Genomic DNA, 17,699 nt, shown 5'->3' with positions numbered 1-17,699 from the left:
GTGCACCACGCGGTGCTGCTGGGGCCGGATGGGGCGGTGCGCGCGAGCAATTGGGCCGATGCGGGGAACGGCTCATGGCTGGGGACGTTGAGGGGGAAATGCGCGGTGGGGGGCGCGCTCTTCTGTGCCACGGACGCGGGGCTGACGCGCGTGGAGGCGCGGCAGGGCCAGCTGGAGGCCGTGCGCGAGTTCCCGGACGCGGAGCCGTTCGTGGACGCAGGGTGCCAGTTGCTGCTGTCGCGAGAGGGATTGACGGTGGTGGGGGCGCAGGCCCTCACCGTGTTGCGGATGACGTGAAACACGCAAGGGGGATGGACATGAAGAAGACGACCGCGAAGGAATTGCCGCTGCCCGGGTTCTACAATGCCAGCCATGCGGCGGAGTACGGCTACGGCCCCAACGCCGGCAGGTTGCAGCAGGAGGCCGGCACGTGGAAGGTGGCGCAGGGCGTGAAGGTGTCTGCGACGGACACGTTCAACCTGCACCTGCTGCTCATCGACGTGCAGAAGGACTTCTGCTTCCCGGACGGCTCGCTATACGTCGCGGGGCGGAGCGGGCGGGGGGCCATCGACGACAACCGCCGCATCGCGGAGTTCATCTACCGGAACCTGGGGACGCTGACGAACGTCACCGCGACGCTGGACACGCACTTCGCCTACCAGATCTTCTTCCCGTCCTTCTGGGTGGACCAGGACGACCAGCCGCTGCAGCCGTACAGGGAAGTGACGCGCGAGCAGATTGAGCGCGGCCAGGCGCGGCCGAATCCCGCGGTGGCGAAGTGGCTGTGCGGCGGCAACTACCCGTGGCTGCTCAAGCAGGTGAAGTACTACTGCGAGGAGCTGGAGCGGGCGGGCAAGTACACGCTCTACCTGTGGCCGCCACACTGCCTGCTGGGCAGCGACGGGCACGCCCTGGCGGGCGTGGTGCAGGAGGCCCGGCTGTTCCACTCGTTCGCGCGCGGCGTGCAGTCGTGGGCGGAGGTGAAGGGCGGCAACCCGCTGACGGAGAACTACTCGGTGCTGCGGCCGGAGGTGCTGATGCGGCATGACGGCCAGCCGCTCGCGCAGCGCAACACGCAGTTCCTGAAGACGCTGCTCACGTCGGACGCGGTGGTGATTGGCGGACAGGCCGCCAGCCACTGCGTGAAGAGCTCCATCGACGACCTGCTGGGGGAGATTGTCGCGCAGGACGCCGCGCTGGCCCGGAAGGTGTACCTGCTGACGGACTGCATGTCGTCGGTGACGGTGCCGGACGGCAAGGGCGGCTTCGCGGCGGACTTCACGCCGCAAGCGGACGCGGCGCTCAAGCGCTTCGCGGACGCGGGCATGCACCTGGTGAAGTCCACGGACCCGTTGGCGAGCTGGCCCGACCTGCACCTGGCGTGACGTCTGTCATTCAAGACCGAAAGGAGACACGGACATGAGCAAGGCGAACGGTGGTGGGGTCCAGAAGCTCTTCGAGGATGCGCACGCGGAAGGGGTGCTGAGCCCCGCGGGCCTGCAGGCGCTGACGGTGGTGGACCTGGGGGCCCAGATTCAAGCGGGCCTGGGCGTGCACGTGGACGACGTGCAGGCGAGCGAGGTCGTGCTGGTGACGGTGATGCCGGATGACTCGGGGAGCATCTCGCACGCCGGGCACACGAAGACGGTGTGCGACGGGCACAACCTGGTGCTGGACGCGCTGCTGGCGAGCCAGCAGAAGGACGGCGTGCTGTTCCACACGCGCTACCTGAACGGGCATGTACTCAACCCCTTCCGGCCGCTGGAGGACGTGGTGCGGATGCACTCCGGCAACTACGCGGCGGACATGGGCACGCCGCTGTATGACAACGCGGTGGTGCTGCTGGGCACGGTGCTGGCCAAGGCGCAGGAATTCAGCGGAAACGGGGTGCCGGTGCGCACGGTGACGCTGTTGATTACCGACGGCGCGGACCAGGGCTCGCAGAAGGCGCGGGCGAAGGACGTGGCGGCGCTTGTGAAGGACCTGCACCGGGTGGAGAACCACATCGTGGCGGCGATGGGCATCGACGACGGCGCGACGGATTTCCGCAAGGTGTTCCAGAGCATGGGCATCGCGGACCGGTGGATCCTCACGCCGGGGCAGAGCGCACAGGAGATCCGCGCCGCGTTCCAGGTGTTCAGCCAATCCGCGGTGCGCGTCAGCCAGGGTGCGGCAAGCTTCAGCCGCACGGCGCTGGGCGGGTTTGGACGCTAACAGCCTCTAACAAATGTCAGGATAGAGGCGTCTTAGGAGCATGACGCAGCAGCCGAGAACGAGGAAGCCGAAGTGGACGTCGTCCCTGCGCTCGTCGCGGACGCGAAGCCGGCGCAGCTGGTTCTTCCAGGCCAGCGTGCGCTCCACCACCCAGCGGTAGCGTCCCAGCCGTTCCTTGGACTCCACGCCTGGGCGGGCGATGCGCGGAGCAATGCCGCGCAGGCGCAATCCGAGTCGGTTCTTCCTGGAGGCATAGGCTTTGTCGCCGTGGACCTTCGCAGGGCGGAAGCGTCGCTGACCCGAAGGCATCCTCACCGCGGGGACGGAATCGACGAGGGGGAAGAGTTCGTGCGTGTCGTGGACGTTGGCCGCCGTCACTGACTCGGTGAGAGGCAGCCCATGGGCCTCTACGAGAAGATGATGCTTGCTACCCGCCTTCGCTCTATCCGTCGGGCTTGGGCCCGTGAGGGCCCCCTTTTTGACGCCCGCACGGACGAGGAGTCGATGGAGGCGCGGGAGAAGTCCACCTTGCCTCGCAGCCCCAGCTCATCCAGCAGCCGCGCCTGGAGCTGTTCCCACACGCCGGCCTGGGTCCACTCCTCCAACCTGCGCCAGGCTGTCATGCCCGACAGGCCGAACTGCTTGCGAGGCAGCATCTCCCAGGGGATGCCGCTCCTGAGCACGAAGACAATGGCCTCCAGCGCCGCCCGGTCGTCCGCCCGAGGGCGGCCCAGCTTCTTCTTCGGCCGAGGCGGAGGCAGCAGGGGCACCACGCGCTGCCAGAAGGCGTCGGGGACGAGTTCACGGGCCATGTCCCTCAAGCTGAGGATGCCCCTTGCTGACGGCCAGTCCAGTCCTGACTTTCGTTAGGTGCTGTAAGCGAGGAAGTCACCCTGCTGCTAACATCTACAGCCCAGGCAGGAAGGGGGGAACTTCTGTGCATCCAGGTGCCAACTCTTGAATGGCGTTGTCGTCATAGGTCTTGGCCTGGCGAGCAGCCTGGATGACGTGGTCACCGCATGCGCCGCGGCCCGGGCCGGCATCAACCGTGCCCGGGAGATTCCGGCTTTCGGGGCCATCGACGATGACGTCATTGAGTTCGTTCCGATTGCGGGTCATGAGTGCCACCCCCTGACGGACGGGTTCCAGGGGGATGCCCGACTGATTCGTTTGGGGACCGCCGCTCTCAGGAATCTGCTCGCGTACTCTGGGCTCCAGTCAGACGACCTCTCGCGAACGGCTTTCTTCCTCAATGTGGGAAGCTCCTTCCTCTCAAGCGTTGGAGAGCCCTCCGAAGGGGCGTCCATCGAGCGCGTCTCATCTGCGTCCCTGGTTGATGCACTCTGCCAGTTCGGCGCCCTGCCCATCCCCAAGGAACTTCGCTTCGTCCTGCGGGGAGACCATCACGGTGTCGCAACAGCAGTGCACGAGGCTTGCGAGCTACTGAGGCGGCGCGTCGTGGAGCGCTGCCTCATCGGAGGCGTTGATTCGTTTCTTGAGCGGAAGACGCTCGAAATGCTGACCCGCTTGCGGTTGCTCAAGACGGTTGGAAACCCGGTGGGGTTCATGCCAGGGGAGGCTGCGGCATTCTTCTTTCTGGAAAGGGCGGTCCCTGCCCGCCAGCGTGGCGCACGCATCGAAGCGGAGCTGGTGGCCACCTCCGCGGCCACCGAGGAGACTCACCGCTTTTCGGGCCCCTCCCATGGAAGCGGTCTTGCCGCCGCGATGGGGAACGTCTTGGAGGCCGTCCGCAAAAAGCAATCCGGGCCTGCGCTGGTCATCCACAATCTCAATGGGGACCCCTGGCGTGCGATGGAGTGGGGCACGGCTCTCGTCCGGTTGGCTGGCGTGGAGCTGCTGCGAGAACCTCGCGCATGGTTTCCTCCTGCGTCGTTTGGTGAAACCGGTGCCGCGACGGGTCCGCTCGCGGTGTGCATGGCCGTGCGCGCGTTCGCACGGCGTTATGCGGGCTCGCCCTACGCACTCATTGGCATGTCATCCTACGCAGGAACCAAAGGAGCACTGGTGTTGCGCGCTCCAACACGGGACGTATCCCAGGTTGGATAGGAACCTCGACAGCAGGGGGAGTCATGGCTCAGTCAGCGGAACACATCACGCAGATGACGAAGAATGACCTCCATGACAAGGGGGCATGCATTCTCCGCCATGAGTCGGCCAGGAAGAGCAGTCCGTGCGACTACCAATGGAATGGATATCAGCTCAGCAGGACGGCGGCACGCTCAGGCATGTACAACAAGCCGCTCCGCCGCTCTTGGATCGACCGTGACAAGGCGGATCGTGAGATCTTCGACGCCGCGACGCGGAAGGAGAGGCGCTCGGGAGAGACGTCCGGCGAGCTCGGCCTGCGGCTGCGCGACTTCATCAAGAAATACCGGCACAGCGTCCGTTACACCAGCCGGGTCCTGGACCGCGACCCGAAGGCATGGTTCATCGGCGAGCCCACGCACCCGAAGAACTTCGTGCCCAAGGCGCACGACCCTGAAGGGGGAATGCACCGGCCCTACTACCACAACTGGCACCACATGATTCCGAACGGGGCCATCAACGAATACATCGGTGGTGGGCCGGACGGCGCGAAGCGCTTGTTTTTGTTGATGACGTCGCTCTACAACATGAACTGCGGCCAGAACATCGTTCTGCTCCCCAAGGAGAGCTTCGTGGGGCGGGTGCTGGGGCTGCCCATTCATTGTCCCTACGGTCAGATGAGCCATCCCACGTACTCGCAAACGTGTGAGAAGCATCTGCGCCGGATCGCGGCTCAACTGAAAAAGGTGCTTGCATCGGGTAACCCGCACAAACTCAATGACGAGAACGTCACCCAGATCAAGAAGGCGATGAACCTCTTGTCCGACAAGCTCCTTGCTGCCCTCAAGGCGATGCCACCCGGGGTCTCGTTGGACGAACTGGAGTCCATCTAGACTCATTGAGGATTCGAGATGCCGAGCTTCAACTTCCATATCGTTACAACCCCCTACGATCCCAGATTCTGCAGCATCAAACGGACGCCGGAAACCATCCTCAAGGACTGGCGATTGCTGGAAGGCGTTCCGTTCGGACCTGACTTCCCTGCGACTTCGCGCTTTGAAATGGACAAGCGCGCGGGGGAGATGGCTCCTGATCTGCTTCCGAATATCCTGTCGCTGCTGATGATCTCCCCCCGAGTCCGCACCTTGTTCGAGGCGGAACGGGTCTCGGATGTCGAGTACCTTCCTTTCGAACTGGCGAACAAGAGGGGCTCCGTGGTCAGCCGGGACTACGCCGTGGCCAATCTGATTGGCAGCGTGGATTGTCTGGACGCCGCACGATCGAAGTTCGACGAAGATCCGCTTGAGCCTGGAGGCATTGCCAATCTGTATAGGCTCAATCTCCACCTCGACAGGATCCCCGCGGACAAGAAGCTGTTCCGCCTGAAACAGATGATGCACGAATTCATCATCCGCTCGGACCTCTTGCAATTGCTCCGAGAGCAAGGGGTGACAGGGCTGGCGACGCTCGACCTCGACACGGAAATCATCCTCTAACGGGCCATCGGGCTTTCATGAAGACAGATCTCGACATCACTGTTGATAATCTCGCATTCGAAATCGCCCAGGGGCTCCCTCGCGCGGTCGGCAGATTGGCGCAGGGACAGCTCGACGGTGCTGCGTTCCTGAAAATCTGCCTGGACCACCGCCGACTGGCCATCGCGCACCTGCTGGGCACTCTGGACGTGCAGGCGTATTCCCAGCACCTTCAACAGAGCGCCAGGGCCTATGCGTTCATGCTCAGGCACGCCCGGGCGGGTGTGGCCGTGGACCCGTACTACCTTTGCCGGAGCAGGGCAGATCCGTTCTGGGACGCGCTTGCGGCGGGCGACTTCCCACTGGCCGCGGAGATTGCCACGCTCCTCCCTGCGCGGCCCCATCCCGGAATGGAAGACCCCATCCTCTTCCTGTATTTCGACGTCATCATGTCCCTGGCGCGGGGCGATGACACGCAGCAGCAGCAGGAGAAGCTCCGTGCGTTGGATGCGGAAAAGGACCCGACGCTGTCGTTCCGCTACGACGCCAGTTCGGCACTCATCCATGAGGACGATGCAGGGTTGGCACTTGCCCTCGAAGGCATGGGCGGCGAGCACGCTGCCTGGTTCGCGGAGCTGCGCGAGTTGGATTCGATTGCACCGGAAGACGCGCAGACCCAGACCTTTGTCTTCGTCGAGGGCCTGGCGCTGGCCCGACTGGCTTCCCATCTGGGCATGGGAGACGTCTTGCCTCAGCGCTTCATGCCAGACGTCGCCCTGTCGGCGCCCCTCGCCTCCTTCGACGATCCGTGGCGGACGTTGGGGGCTTGAGCCCTCTCCGCAGGAGTGCGACAACTCGCAATCCTAGCACGACTGGAAGGCATTGGACTTCAGGAAGACCTCGGCGGCTCCGGTGAGGCCCCAGGCGCGGGCCTCTCGTTGGTGGAAGGCGGTGAGCGTGGGCGCCAGTCCCTCCTCGCCGCCGAACTGGAAGCCCAGTTGGCTGCTGTAGCAGGCGCAGCCCTCCAGCTTCCGGGACAGGTGCTTCGTGATGTCCACGGCCAGGGGTTGCAGGCCTTGGGGCAGGGTCGCGTCCGGCAATGCGTCCGGTTGTCGCACGGCGTAGGGCGTGTCCCGGTAATAGAGGATCCGGTTCCCCGGGATGCCCAGACCCTGCACCGCGCGCACCACCTGCACGTGGTCCACGTGGCCTCCCAGCGCCTGGGGCACGAAGACGCGGTCCGGCTTCAGCTCCCACAGCACCGGCCGCAGACACCCCCGCACCCAGGCCCCGACGACGTCGCTGGCTCGCGGCGGCTGGAACAACTCCGCGGGGCTCGCGTAGCCCCGGTGGGGCGCCTCCTCCAGGTCGCCCCACACCGACACGTCCACGCCCAGACGCTTCACGAAGGCCCGGTCCTCCTCGCGTCGCAGGGCCATGTAGTCCACCTCCGGCCCCAGGCCCTTCGACGTCTGGCATTGGAGCGCGAAGCCCTTCGGCTCCGGAACCGAACGGGTGAAGACGGTGACGAGCGCCACCGTCCACCCCTTCTGTTTCAACGCCGCCAGCGTGCCCCCGCAGGAGAAGGCCACGTCATCCAGGTGCGGCGAGATGAACAGGGCCGTGCTCATAGGAGGTGCGGCGAGGCCCGGAAGCGACACGTCGGGTCCGCGCTCTCCTGCGTCGTCGCCGGGTCATACAGGTTCGTCCACTGCGTGTCCGGCCGCGTGCCCGTCAGCTCCGTGTAGATGCCTTGAATCCTGCGTCCCACGGCCCGCCACGAGTACAGCTTGCGCACCTCCTCCAGCGCCGTGGTCGCCAGGCGCTTGCGCAGCGGTGCGTCGTCCAGCAGGCAGGCGATGGCGTTCGCCAGCGCGTCGCTGTCCTTGGGCGGCACCAGCAGCGCGTCCCGCCCGTCCTCCAGGCAGTCCACCACCCCCACCGCCTGGGTGGACACGATGGGCAGCCCGGAGGCCATCGCCTCCAGCAGCGTGTTGGAGAACCCTTCTGAATATGTGGGCGACACGAAGAGGTCCCCGCTCCGGTACAGGTCCGGCGCCTCCGCGTAGCTGGACGCGCCCACCATCTCCACCGTGTCCCGCAGCCCCTCCGCCGCCACCTTCGCCCGCACCGCCTCCACGTCCGGTCCAATCCCAGACACGCGCAGCTTCAGCCGGCGCCCCTCCGCCACCAGCCGCTTCACCGCGTCCAGCAGCTCCATCACGCCTTTCCTCGCGTCCACCCGGCCGTGGTACAGCAGCACCGGCACCTCCCCGAGCTCCCCGAGCGCCCGCCCGTTCCTGGGATGGAAGCGCTGGGTGTCCGTGGCGCCCGGCACGATGGTGAACCGGTTCAGCGGCGTGCCGTGGTGCCCGTGCACCTCCTCCGCGAAGGACCGGCTGCCAATCAGCACCGCCCCGGAGTGGCCCAGCACCGCGAGCATCGCCTGCTTGTGCGTGTCACAGCACGTCCCCACCCAGTGCCCGTCCCCGCCCTGGATGGACACCACGTTGGGCAGGCCCAGCCGCCGCGCCGCCTCCAGCGCCGCGAGGCCACAGGGATAGCCATACTGCGCGTGGATGATGTCGAAGGGCCGGCGCCGGTGCTCGCGAATCACCGTGTCCACCAGGTCCTCCACGTCCTGCTCGAAGCTCGCGGGCTGGCCGTGGTTGATGCGCTGCTCGCCCCGGGACTCACACCCCAGCACGTGCGCGCCTGGAATCCCCGGCGGTGGCCCGCCCCCGTACACCGCCATGCCCGCCGGGTCGTTGCGGTACTGGCTCACCATGGTCACGTCATGCCCGCACGCCACCAGTTCCCGCACCAGGTTGAGCGCATAGACACTCATCCCGGAGATCGCCGGGAAGAAGCGCCGGGAGATGAAGCAGATCCGCAGCCGGTTCAGTTCGTTCACGCCGCCACCTCCGCGCCCGTCGGCAGGCGCGCCCGCAACCACGCCAACGCGCCGGGCACCATCTCGTGCGCCCGGTGCGCATCCCTGGACAGCTCCACGCAGATGAGCCGGTCGTACCCCACGCGCATCAGCTCGCGCAGGACGGACGGCACGTCCACGTCCCCCTCACCGAACGGCAGGTGCTCATGCACGCCGCGCTTCATGTCCTCCAGCGCCACCGTTCCCAGCACCGGCGCGAACTCGCGCACCGCCTCCGCCGGCGTCCGCTCCTGCGTCACCAGCAGGTGTCCCACGTCCAGCGCCAGCCGCACCGGCGCCGCTCCCTTCGCCGCCACGCTCACCTGCAACTGGCGCCACGCGTCCACCGTCTCCACCAACATCCCCGGCTCCGGCTCCACCGCCAGCACCACCCCGCGTAAGGCCGCGTGGTCCGCCAGCCGGGCCACCCCCTCCACCAACCATGGCCACGCCAGCTCCTGCGTCACCCCCGGACGGGGCACCCCCGCCCAGAACGACACCGCCTCCCCCCGGCACGTCGCGCACACGTCCACCGCGCGCTTGAGGAACTCCAGCCTGCGCTCGCGTCCTTGCGCGTCCGGGGTGATGAGCGTGGGTTCGTGCTTGCTGCGCGGATCCAGGAGGAAGCGCGCCCCCGTCTCCACCACCAGGCCCAGGCCCAGCCTCTCCAGCAGCGCGGCCAGCTGCTCCGTGCGCCGCTCGAAGTCCGGGGCGAACGGGTCGAAGTGATGGTGGTCCAGCGTCAGCGCCACGCCGTCGTAGCCGCTGTCCGCGATGAGCCGCAGCGCGTCCTCGAAGCGGTGGTTGGACACGCCATTGGTGTTGTAGGCGAAGCGCGGTGCCATGGTCATTGCCCCCCGAAGCGGCGGCTGGAGAGCAGCGCGGCCACCGCGTGCGCGGTCGGCTCGCGATAGAGCGGATACAGCCCGCCCACGCGCGCCTCCGCCAGTTTCACGTTGAGCCAGGCGGGCCCGCCCAGCCGCTCCTCGGCCTCCGGCGTCAGGCGCACCGGCTGTGCTCCCGGTGGCGGCGCCCCCATGCCCACCAGCGGGTCGCGCCGCTCCAACAGCCGCATCAGGTTGCGCTCGCCCAGCCGGGCGTAGGTCATCGTCTCCACCTCCAGCCCGGGCACCAGCGCCCTCACCACGTGCACCGGATGCCCTGGCGGAGACATGTCCGCGACCAGGATGTCGAAGCCCGCCGCGTGGAGCTGACGCACCACGTGCTCACAGCGCAGCGACGGGTCCTCCACCACCGGCACCCGGGGCAGCTCCTCGAAGCGCACCGTGCGCCGGTTCGTCAGGGTGCACGCCGTCAATTCGCGCAGCGCCGCGGATGACATCCGCGCCCACTCCAGCATGCCGCGCATCGCCCGCGGCTCCTCCATGTCTGGGTTCACCTGGGGCAGGATGCGCTCCATGTATTGCTTGGGGGCGACGCGGCCCACCTCGCTCAACGGGCCGTGCGAGAAGGCCAGCCGCGCCCGGGAGCAGGCGTACTCCAGCAGCGCCTTGCGCAGCGCCCGGTCCCGGTCCGGGTCCGCCGCCTCGCCGCACGCGGTCACCATCAGGGGCTGGTCCCCCACGGACAGGTCGCGGCCCAAGACGTACACATTCACGAGGCCGAAGTCCGTGCTCGCCAGCTTCACCATCACCTCCACGCCCGCGCGCTCATAGCGCTCCAGCAGGGCGCTCGCATCCGAGGTCAGCTCCGCGCCCTTCAGGTCCAGCACCACGCCCTGGTCCATGGCGCGGGACTGGAGCCCGTTGCCATCGCGTTGCAACAGCTCCAGCAGGCCGTGCGCCAGGGCCTGCTGCCGCGTGAGCCCCGCGCCCTGGCCGTGGGTGATGGGCCTGATGAGGGGGGACCTGCCCTGCAACTGCCCGGGATGGATGGCGACGAACTCCTCCGGCACCAGCACCCGTTCGCCCGTGGAGAGCCGCTTCACCTCCACCCAGACGAGCGGCATGTCCGGGCGGTAGGGACTGCCCGCGGGCAGGCCCAGCGTGAGCGGGTCGGCCACCGCCGTGGGTCCCCGTGCGCGCACCAGGGTCGCGTAGCTGCCGTGCACCCGGGGCATCCGCTTCATCGCGAGCTCGGCGAAGGTGTCCTCCGCAAGCTTGCCCAGGGCTCCGACGCGGGCCTCGTCCTCGGTGTTGCCATGGCCGTTGCCCTGCGTCACGCCGTGGGGCCCATCATCCATCCGCAGGCTGGAGAGGGTCACCGGCACGCCCAGGCGGTCGAGGGCGTCGATGCGGAACAGGTGCAGCTCGCCCGCGGGCAGGGCGTGGAAATAGGCATCCAGGGCTTGGGCAAGGCTCATGAACGGGTTCTCCAAAGGCAACACACGCGAGGGCGAAGCGGGGCACGGCAGCACGGGCTGCGCGGTTCAATCCCCGCCGAAGCGACGGCTCGCGAGCAGCGCGGCGACGGCGTGGCGGTCCGGCTCCCGGTAGAGCGGATACAGACGTCCCAAGCGCGCTCCGGCCAGTCGCACGTTGAACCAGGCGGATCCGCCCAGTCGCTCCTCGGCCTCCGGCGTCAGCCGTACCGGCTGCGCTCCCGGCGGCGGGGCGCCCAGCCCCACCAGCGGGTCGCGCCGCTCCAGCAGCCGCGCCACGTTGCGCTCACCCAGTCGGGAGTAGGTCATCGTCTCCACCTCCAACCCGGGCACCAGCACCTTCACCACATGGACCGCGTGTCCGGCCGGGGACATGTCCGCGACCAGGATGTCGAAGCCCGCCGCCTGGAGCTGGCGCACCACGTGGTCGCACCTGAGCGACGGGTCCTCCGCCGCTGGCGCGCGGGGCAGGTCATCGAAGCGCACCTTGCGCCGGATCATCAGGGTGCACGCCGTCAGCTCGCGCAGCTCCGCGGCGGGCATCCGCGCCCACTCCGCCATGCCGTGCAGCGCGCGCGGCTCCTCCGCGTCCAGGTCCACCAGGGGGACGAAGCGCTCCAGGTATTCTTCCGTCGCGATGCGGGCCACCTCGCTCAGCGGCCCGTGCGCGAACGCCTTGCGCGCTCGCGAGCCGGCGTACTCCAGCAGCGCCTTGCGCAGCGCCCGGTCCCGGTCCGGATCCGCCGCCTCGCCGCACGCGGTCACCATCAGCGGATGGTCGTCCACGGACAGGTCGCGGCCCACGACGTACACGTTCACGATGCCGAAGTCCGTGCTCGCAAGCTTCGCCATCACCTCCACGCCCGCGCGCTCATAGCGCTTCAGGAGGGCTCGCACGTCCGGTGACAGCTCCGCGCCCTCCAGGTCCAGCACCACACCCTGGTCCATGGCGCGGTACTGGAGCCCGTTGCCATCGCGTTGCAGCAGCTCCAGCAGGCCATGCGCCAGCGCCTGGTGCCGTGTCAGCCCCGCGCCCTGGCCGTTGGTGATGGGCGTGATGAGGGGGGACTTCCCCTGGAGCTGCCCGGGGTGGATGGCGACGAACTCCTCCGGCACCAGCACCTTCTCCCCCGTGGAGAGCCTTTGCGCCTCCACCCAGACGAGCGGCATGTCGGGCCGGTACGGACTGCCCGCCGGCAGCCCCAGCGTGAGCGGGTCGGCCACCGCCGTGGGCCCCCGGTCGCGCACCAGGGCCGCGTAGCTGCCGTGCACGCGGGGCATCTTTTTCAGCGCCTGCTCGGCGAAGGTCTCCTCCACCAGCTCGCCCAGCGCGCCCACGTGCGCGTCTTCCTCCGTGACCCCGTAGCTGCTGCAATGCGACACCGCGCCGGGCGCGCTGCCCATCCGCAGGCTCGAGGAGACCACCGGGATGCCCAGCCGGTCGATGGGGTCGATGCGGAACGTCTGCAGCGCGCCCGTGGACACGGCGCGGAAATAGGCATCCAGGGCCTGGGAAACGCTCATGACAATTCCTCCAATGAAAGGGGACGGGTGTGCGGCATGCCTTCGAGCAGCCGGTCGAACAGCGCGAGCGCGTGCTCGCGGGTGACGCCCCGGGCGAACTCGAAGGTCGTGAAGACGTTCTCGAACGGGAGCTGCTTGAGCACCGCGCGGTAGCGGCGCAGCTCTCCGTGGCTCAGCGGAATCGCGTAGTGGAAGCCCTTGTGACACGACAGCGCCGTGGGCTTGCCGCGCGCGTCCAGGTCCACCTTCAGCGCGTCCCCGCAGAACAGGGAGCGGGTGCGCGCGTCGTACATCACCGTCTGGCCCTCGTAGTGGCCGCCCACGCAGTGCAGCGTCAGGTCCGGCGCCAGTTCGTGCTCGTCATCCACCGGCCAGCGCACCTGGAAGGCCTTGGTGTACGGCACCGCGTCCTTGTGCAGCACGAGCAGCGGATCGAAGTGCTCCTGCAACTGCCACAGCGCCCCGAAGCCGTGCGGGTGCGACGCGGACAGCACCCGGATGCCGCCCATCACCTCCAGGTATTCCAGCGCCGGCTTCGAGTACCAGGGCGCGCCCTCGAACGCGATGTTGCCTTCGGGCCGGTGCAGCAGCCACCCGGTGGAGCCCAGGCCGAAGGACGGCTCGCAGGTGAAGCCCCAGATGCCGGGAAGCGTCTGCTCCCAGCGCGTGGACAGCCGCTCCGACACCTGGCCCGCCGTCTGGAAGTTCCAGCCGTCGCGCGGCAGGGCGTTGCGCACGTCCAGGCAGGTGGGACAGCCCGTGGGCGGTTCGTGGGCGAAGCCCGGCTGCCACGTGCCGCAGTGGGTGCAGGCGTAGCGGGTCAGTGACATGGCGGGAACGCCCTTCCGGAGTGCGTCGCCTGGCCGAGCAGGCCCACGAGGCGCACGTCGCGCTCGGGTGGGAACGGCTGCGGCCGGCCCTCCAGCACGCACGTGGTGAAGGACTCCACCTGATGGAGGAAGGGACTGCGGTCCTCCTCCGGCGACAGGTGGACCCAGGTCTCCTCGCCCGTCTTCGCGTCGGTGAGCGACAGCGAGCCGCCGGGCGTCTGGCCCATCGTCTTGTACGCCAGCGCCCGCGCCTTCGTGCCGATGAGCTCCAGCGTGCGCCGGGGGTACGCGTCCGGGCAGTTGTAGGCCACCTGCAACAGCCCCAGCGTACCGCTCTTGAACTGCCCCATCAGCACCGCGCCGTCGTCCACCGCGTAGTCGTGCACGCGCCGCTGCACCATGGCGGTGAGCGACTGCCATTCATCCCCCAGCAGCACCTCCAGCAGGTCCAGCCCGTGCGGCGCCAGGTCGATCATCGCGCCGCCGCCGGCCTGCTCCGGGTCGATGCGCCAGTTGCCCGGGGTCCAGTCCGCGGGCAGCCAGCAGGCGTAGTGGATGCGCGCCTGGGTGATGGTGCCCAGCACGCCCTCCTTCACCAGCGTGCGCAGCTTGCGGTGCGCCGCGTGGTGGCGCTGGTCGAACGCGGTGGCGTAGTGCACGCCCGCGCGCTGACACGCCGCCACCATGCGCAGCCCGTCCTGCGCCGTGACGGCCATGGGCTTCTCGCACAGCACGTGCTTGCCGGCCGCCGCGCACGCCTCCGTCATCGCCGCGTGCAGGTGGTTGGGCGTGGCGATGTAGACCGCGTCCACGGCCTTGTCCTCCAACACCGAGGACAGCTGGGTGTACCGGGCGGCGTCGTCCGCCTGCGGGCGCATCAGCGCCTCCGCGTCCGAATCACACAGCGCGACCAGCCGCGTGTTGCGCGCCCCCTGGAGCGCGGGGATGACGTAGTCCCGGGCCACCCAGCCACAACCCACCACGGCCCAGCCCAGCTTTCGAGCCTCCGGCTTCGCATTGAACATGGTCACCACCTCTCCGGAAGGTCGAGCAGCCAGCGGCGGCGCAGCAGGACGGGGCGCTCGTCCGGCATCGCGCCCCGGGTGGCCCGCGTGAAGAAGGCCGTGTCGTCGGCGCTGTCGCCGCGCAGGTAGTGGGCGTTGGCGTACTCCAGGGCCAGCCCCGGCGTGGGCCAGGCGGGAGACAGCAGGCCGTCCCGGGTCGTCAGCAGCGGGTTGGGGCGCAGCCGCACGTCGGGCGCGGGCGCTCCGAAGTCGATGGCGCGACGGGCCGGGTCCGCGGGCCACGCGAAGCAGAGGGCCTCCGCGTGCCGCAGCTCCTCCGGCGTGGCGGCGGGGACGGGGCGCTGCTCCAGGAAGCCGGTGACGAACGCGGCGTCGTCGTAGCAGGCGGCCTGGGGCAGCAGCCGCGCGTACTCCTCCGGACTCAGCGGCGTGCCGCCCACGCCCCGCTGATCCACCCGCCGGTTGTGGGCGTGGCCCACCAGCACCCGGCCGGTGTCCCCGGCCACGCGCCGCATCTCCAGCAGCACCCCTTCCTTGTCCGGCAGGAAATAGAAGGCGTCGTGGCACAGCACGGTGGCCCCCTCCACGCACGACAGGGGCAGGCCCGACGCGGCGACGTCCACGCAGACGAGCAGGGCGTCCGGCACGATGAAGTGGCGGGCGAGCCACAGCCTGGCGAACACCACGTCCAGGCCCACGCCGGGCGTGCCCCGGAGCGTCACCTCGCGCAGCACCTGCCCGATGCCGCACGCGACCTCCACCACGCGGGGCGGCGCGTCCCAGTGCTGCGCGAGCAGTCCCAGCGCGCTCAGGAAGGTGGGCGCCGACTGCCGGTGCGCGAAGTAGGCGGCCACCGGCCCGAAGCACAGCCGGTCCATGGCCTCGCGCAGGCCCATGGTCCCGTCCTCCACGCCCGCCACCACGGCGGCCGCTTCGTCGAGCGAGGGCGGCGGGGTGCGCGCGTGGTCGTCCTGGTCCCGCAGCAGCAGCGCGACCGCATGACGGCGGTCGCCCTGCTCCAGCGCCTGGACGACGGCGTCGCGCAGCGCGTCCCGGCCGGTGCGCAGGAAGGGGATGCCCTCCACCACGGGCCAGTGTCCGGTGCCGTCCGTCCAGAGGTCGGGCGTCGCCGGGGTGCGGGGGGACAGCGGCCGGCCCGTGTCCGGCGAGAGGAGTCGCGGTGCCACCGCGTCGGAAGACCTGCGAAGGAGATTCATGGCCACACCGCCGCTTCCGCGAGGACGTCGTTGCCGAAGGCCCGCAGGGGCCCCGGGTGGATCAGCTCCAGCTCTTCCATCGCCTGGCGCAGGGTGAAGCCCGCCGCGCGGGCGTGGGCGTCCAGCTCCAGCACGCGGTCCAGCGCGTCCGCGGCGTTGAAGGCCCGCGCCTCGGCCGTGTCCGGGTGGCCGGTGAGCTCCAGCGCCTGACGCACGCTCCGGGACAGGGCTTCCGGAAGCGAGGCCAGGGCCTTCTGCGTGAGCCCCTTCATGAGCGGCTCCAGCAGGTCCTCCAGGAGCGCTTCGCCCGCGTAGCCCGCGTCCGGCAGCTCCGCGTTGAAGAGGTGATGCGACAGCCCCGCCAGGAAGGGCAGGGCCGGGTCCGCGCCGAAGCGCGGGGAGACGAGCACCGCGCCCACCGCCACCGCGTAGCAGTGGTCCGCGTGGCCTTCCTGCGGTGGGACGAGGATGCGCGCGCGGCCGGGGAACGTGGCCCCGGCGCGCGGTTGGTGCACCAGCCGCTCCACGAACGCGGGCGGCGCGTGGGGCCCGGGCGCCTCCAGCTCCTGCGAGAGCGCCTGGGACAGCCGCTCCCGCAAGTCGGGGTCCAGGGGCCCCGCCACCGCGTCCAGCCCGCGGCGCAGCACCAGGAGCGTGTCCCGGGGAGCCATGCCGGCGCGCTGGAGCACGCCCGCGTCCAGGCCGCCCAGCCGCACCGCCGCCACCGCGCGCGCCGTCTCCTGGAGCGCCACGGTGCCGGGGTCCATGCCCGCGACGAGGGCCGCCCAGGCGCGACGGAAGCCGTGCGCCGCGAGGCCGTCCGGATGGTCCGGGGTGCGGATCCGCTTGAGGTCCATCAGCTCCGACAGCAGCGGGCGGAGCTTCGCCAGATGGCCCGGGGCCACCGTCGTGTCACGCGCGGGTGCGTTCATGTCCGGGTTTCAGCCCCTGATGCGTTCGGGGGTGGACTCGGCCTTGCGCGTGCGGCCCTTGGACAGCCAGGCCATCAGGCGGCGCTGCTGTTCTGCCATGGCGTGTTCGACGGGCTGACCGTCTGGCGACATGGGCGCCTTGAAGAAACACCCCAGCGCGTCGATGACGCCGCCCTCACCCCGGCGTTTGGCCACGTCCAGCGTGCGCGCCAGCTCCACGACGAGGGGCGCGGCGAGGATGGAGTCCTTGCAGAGGAAGTTGAGCTTGATCTGCATGGGCTGCCCGAGGAAGCCCGTGACGTCGATGTTGTCCCAGGCCTCCTTGTTGTCCCCGCGCGGGCGGTAGTACTGGATCTGCACGATGTGGTCCTGGACCTTGTAGCCAAGGATGCTGTCCAGGGCCGCGCCCTTGGTGTCGAGCTTGTTCTGCTTCGACGCCGGGTCGTTGAGGGCCTCGCCGTCGCGGTTGCCCAGGATGTTGGTGGAGTACCAGCCGTCCACGTGCAGCGCGCGGTCGCGCAGGGCGGGGGCGAGCACCGTCTTGAGCAGCGTCTGCCCCGTCTTGCCGTCCTTGCCGGCGATGGGCGCTCCGGTGCGCTTCGCGAGCTCCAGCAGCGCGGGCACGTCCGCGGCGACGCTGGGCGTGAAGTTGGCGAACGGGATGCCGTCCACGATGGCCGCGTAGGCGTAGAGCATGGCCGGACCGATGTCCGCGTCGTTCGCGTCCAGGGCCTTCTCGAAGGACTCCGGCGTGGCGAACTCCGGCCGGGTGAGGTCCACGCTCTTCTCCGTGGAGGCCAGGTTCACGACCACCACGCGCTCCAGGCCCTGCTCCTTCTTGAAGCGGAGGAGGTCCTCGCGGATGGCCTGCACCTGTTCGCGCAGGCCGCGCGTCTTCTTCGTCGCCGTGCCGACGACGTTCTTGCAGAACTTCGCGTTGGAGGCCGCGGGCCAGGGCCGCATGTTCCGGAGCACGGGCGCCACCGCCTCCATCTGGCTGTCGGTCAGCACCGCGTGGTTGCGCGCCGCCTTCTCCAGGTCCTCCTCGAACAGGTCCCAGCCGCCAAACGTCAGCGCGCCGTAGTCCGCGAGGCCCATGTCCTTCGCGCCCGCGAGCGGCAACCCTCGCGTGTCCACCCGCCCCCGCCGCAACAACTCCATCC

17 protein-coding genes and 1 pseudogene are annotated in these 17,699 nt (G+C 69.2%); 7 read left to right on the top strand and 11 right to left on the bottom strand.

What is annotated here, in order from left to right:
- The 3 genes and pseudogenes from D7X74_RS27380 to D7X74_RS27370 form a co-directional block, all read left to right on the top strand.
- Positions 1-297, top strand: a pseudogene (locus tag D7X74_RS27380) (hypothetical protein); the annotation flags it as partial.
- A gap of 20 nt (positions 298-317) precedes the next feature.
- Positions 318-1,385, top strand: a complete 1,068-nt coding sequence (locus D7X74_RS27375; protein ID WP_120535956.1) for a nicotinamidase — start codon at positions 318-320, stop codon at positions 1,383-1,385.
- Between the two features lie 34 nt (positions 1,386-1,419).
- Positions 1,420-2,214 carry a hypothetical protein gene (locus tag D7X74_RS27370; protein ID WP_120535953.1) on the top strand — a complete coding sequence of 265 codons (795 nt, stop codon included), beginning with the start codon at positions 1,420-1,422 and terminating at the stop codon, positions 2,212-2,214.
- 6 nt (positions 2,215-2,220) lie between these two features.
- Here D7X74_RS27370 and D7X74_RS27365 read toward each other — a convergent pair.
- A protein-coding gene (locus tag D7X74_RS27365; RefSeq protein WP_120535952.1) for an IS5 family transposase occupies positions 2,221-3,026 on the bottom strand; the annotation gives its coding sequence in 2 pieces (ribosomal slippage) (positions 2,221-2,681 and positions 2,681-3,026; 807 coding nt in all).
- Positions 3,027-3,171: 145 nt separating this feature from the next.
- Between D7X74_RS27365 and D7X74_RS27360 the strand changes: the two genes are divergently transcribed.
- From D7X74_RS27360 to D7X74_RS27345, 4 genes are all read left to right on the top strand, one after another.
- A complete protein-coding gene (locus D7X74_RS27360; RefSeq protein ID WP_120535951.1) occupies positions 3,172-4,281 on the top strand; it encodes a beta-ketoacyl synthase N-terminal-like domain-containing protein in 1,110 nt (369 codons plus the stop codon).
- Positions 4,282-4,460: 179 nt separating this feature from the next.
- Positions 4,461-5,153, top strand: coding sequence for an AHH domain-containing protein (locus D7X74_RS27355; RefSeq protein ID WP_233602273.1), 693 nt, complete (start codon positions 4,461-4,463; stop codon positions 5,151-5,153).
- 18 nt (positions 5,154-5,171) lie between these two features.
- Complete coding sequence (locus D7X74_RS27350; RefSeq protein ID WP_120535949.1) at positions 5,172-5,756, top strand: imm11 family protein; 585 nt, start codon at positions 5,172-5,174, stop codon at positions 5,754-5,756.
- A gap of 17 nt (positions 5,757-5,773) precedes the next feature.
- Positions 5,774-6,565: an immunity 49 family protein gene (locus tag D7X74_RS27345; protein WP_120535948.1), complete on the top strand. Its 792-nt coding sequence runs from the start codon at positions 5,774-5,776 to the stop codon at positions 6,563-6,565.
- A 33-nt stretch (positions 6,566-6,598) separates the two neighbouring features.
- Here D7X74_RS27345 and D7X74_RS27340 read toward each other — a convergent pair whose 3' ends face one another.
- The 10 genes from D7X74_RS27340 to D7X74_RS27295 all read right to left on the bottom strand — a co-directional run.
- The gene (locus tag D7X74_RS27340; RefSeq protein ID WP_120535947.1) at positions 6,599-7,366 is read right to left on the bottom strand and encodes a PIG-L deacetylase family protein; all 768 of its coding nucleotides are present in this window, start codon (positions 7,364-7,366) and stop codon (positions 6,599-6,601) included.
- The gene (locus tag D7X74_RS27335) at positions 7,363-8,649 is read right to left on the bottom strand and encodes a glycosyltransferase family 4 protein (protein ID WP_199732923.1); all 1,287 of its coding nucleotides are present in this window, start codon (positions 8,647-8,649) and stop codon (positions 7,363-7,365) included. Before D7X74_RS27335 ends, D7X74_RS27340 begins: the two co-directional genes overlap by 4 nt.
- Positions 8,646-9,512 carry a sugar phosphate isomerase/epimerase gene (locus tag D7X74_RS27330; RefSeq protein WP_120535946.1) on the bottom strand — a complete coding sequence of 289 codons (867 nt, stop codon included), beginning with the start codon at positions 9,510-9,512 and terminating at the stop codon, positions 8,646-8,648. The genes D7X74_RS27335 and D7X74_RS27330 overlap by 4 nt, the downstream gene beginning before the upstream one ends.
- Positions 9,513-9,514: 2 nt before the next feature.
- Entirely contained in the window at positions 9,515-10,990 is a 1,476-nt protein-coding gene (locus D7X74_RS27325) for a YcaO-like family protein (protein WP_120535945.1), read from the bottom strand.
- A gap of 66 nt (positions 10,991-11,056) precedes the next feature.
- Complete coding sequence (locus D7X74_RS27320; protein WP_120535944.1) at positions 11,057-12,532, bottom strand: YcaO-like family protein; 1,476 nt, start codon at positions 12,530-12,532, stop codon at positions 11,057-11,059.
- Positions 12,529-13,362, bottom strand: coding sequence for a hypothetical protein (locus D7X74_RS27315; RefSeq protein ID WP_120535943.1), 834 nt, complete (start codon positions 13,360-13,362; stop codon positions 12,529-12,531). Before D7X74_RS27315 ends, D7X74_RS27320 begins: the two co-directional genes overlap by 4 nt.
- On the bottom strand, positions 13,353-14,387 hold the full coding sequence (locus D7X74_RS27310; RefSeq protein WP_120535942.1) for a Gfo/Idh/MocA family protein: 1,035 nt from the start codon (positions 14,385-14,387) through the stop codon (positions 13,353-13,355). The genes D7X74_RS27315 and D7X74_RS27310 overlap by 10 nt, the downstream gene beginning before the upstream one ends.
- A gap of 2 nt (positions 14,388-14,389) precedes the next feature.
- Complete coding sequence (locus D7X74_RS27305; protein ID WP_120535954.1) at positions 14,390-15,604, bottom strand: bifunctional 2-polyprenyl-6-hydroxyphenol methylase/3-demethylubiquinol 3-O-methyltransferase UbiG; 1,215 nt, start codon at positions 15,602-15,604, stop codon at positions 14,390-14,392.
- Complete coding sequence (locus tag D7X74_RS27300; protein WP_120535941.1) at positions 15,601-16,536, bottom strand: hypothetical protein; 936 nt, start codon at positions 16,534-16,536, stop codon at positions 15,601-15,603. Before D7X74_RS27300 ends, D7X74_RS27305 begins: the two co-directional genes overlap by 4 nt.
- Before the next feature lie 9 nt (positions 16,537-16,545).
- A partial coding sequence (locus D7X74_RS27295; protein ID WP_120535940.1) for an inositol-3-phosphate synthase occupies positions 16,546-17,699 on the bottom strand: 1,154 nt, incomplete at its 5' end.

This window comes from Corallococcus sp. CA047B, assembly GCF_003612065.1.
GTDB classification, from domain to species: Bacteria; Myxococcota; Myxococcia; order Myxococcales; family Myxococcaceae; genus Corallococcus; species Corallococcus praedator.
Note: the sequence above shows the minus strand (reverse complement) of the source record. Positions and strands in the feature narration are given on the sequence as shown.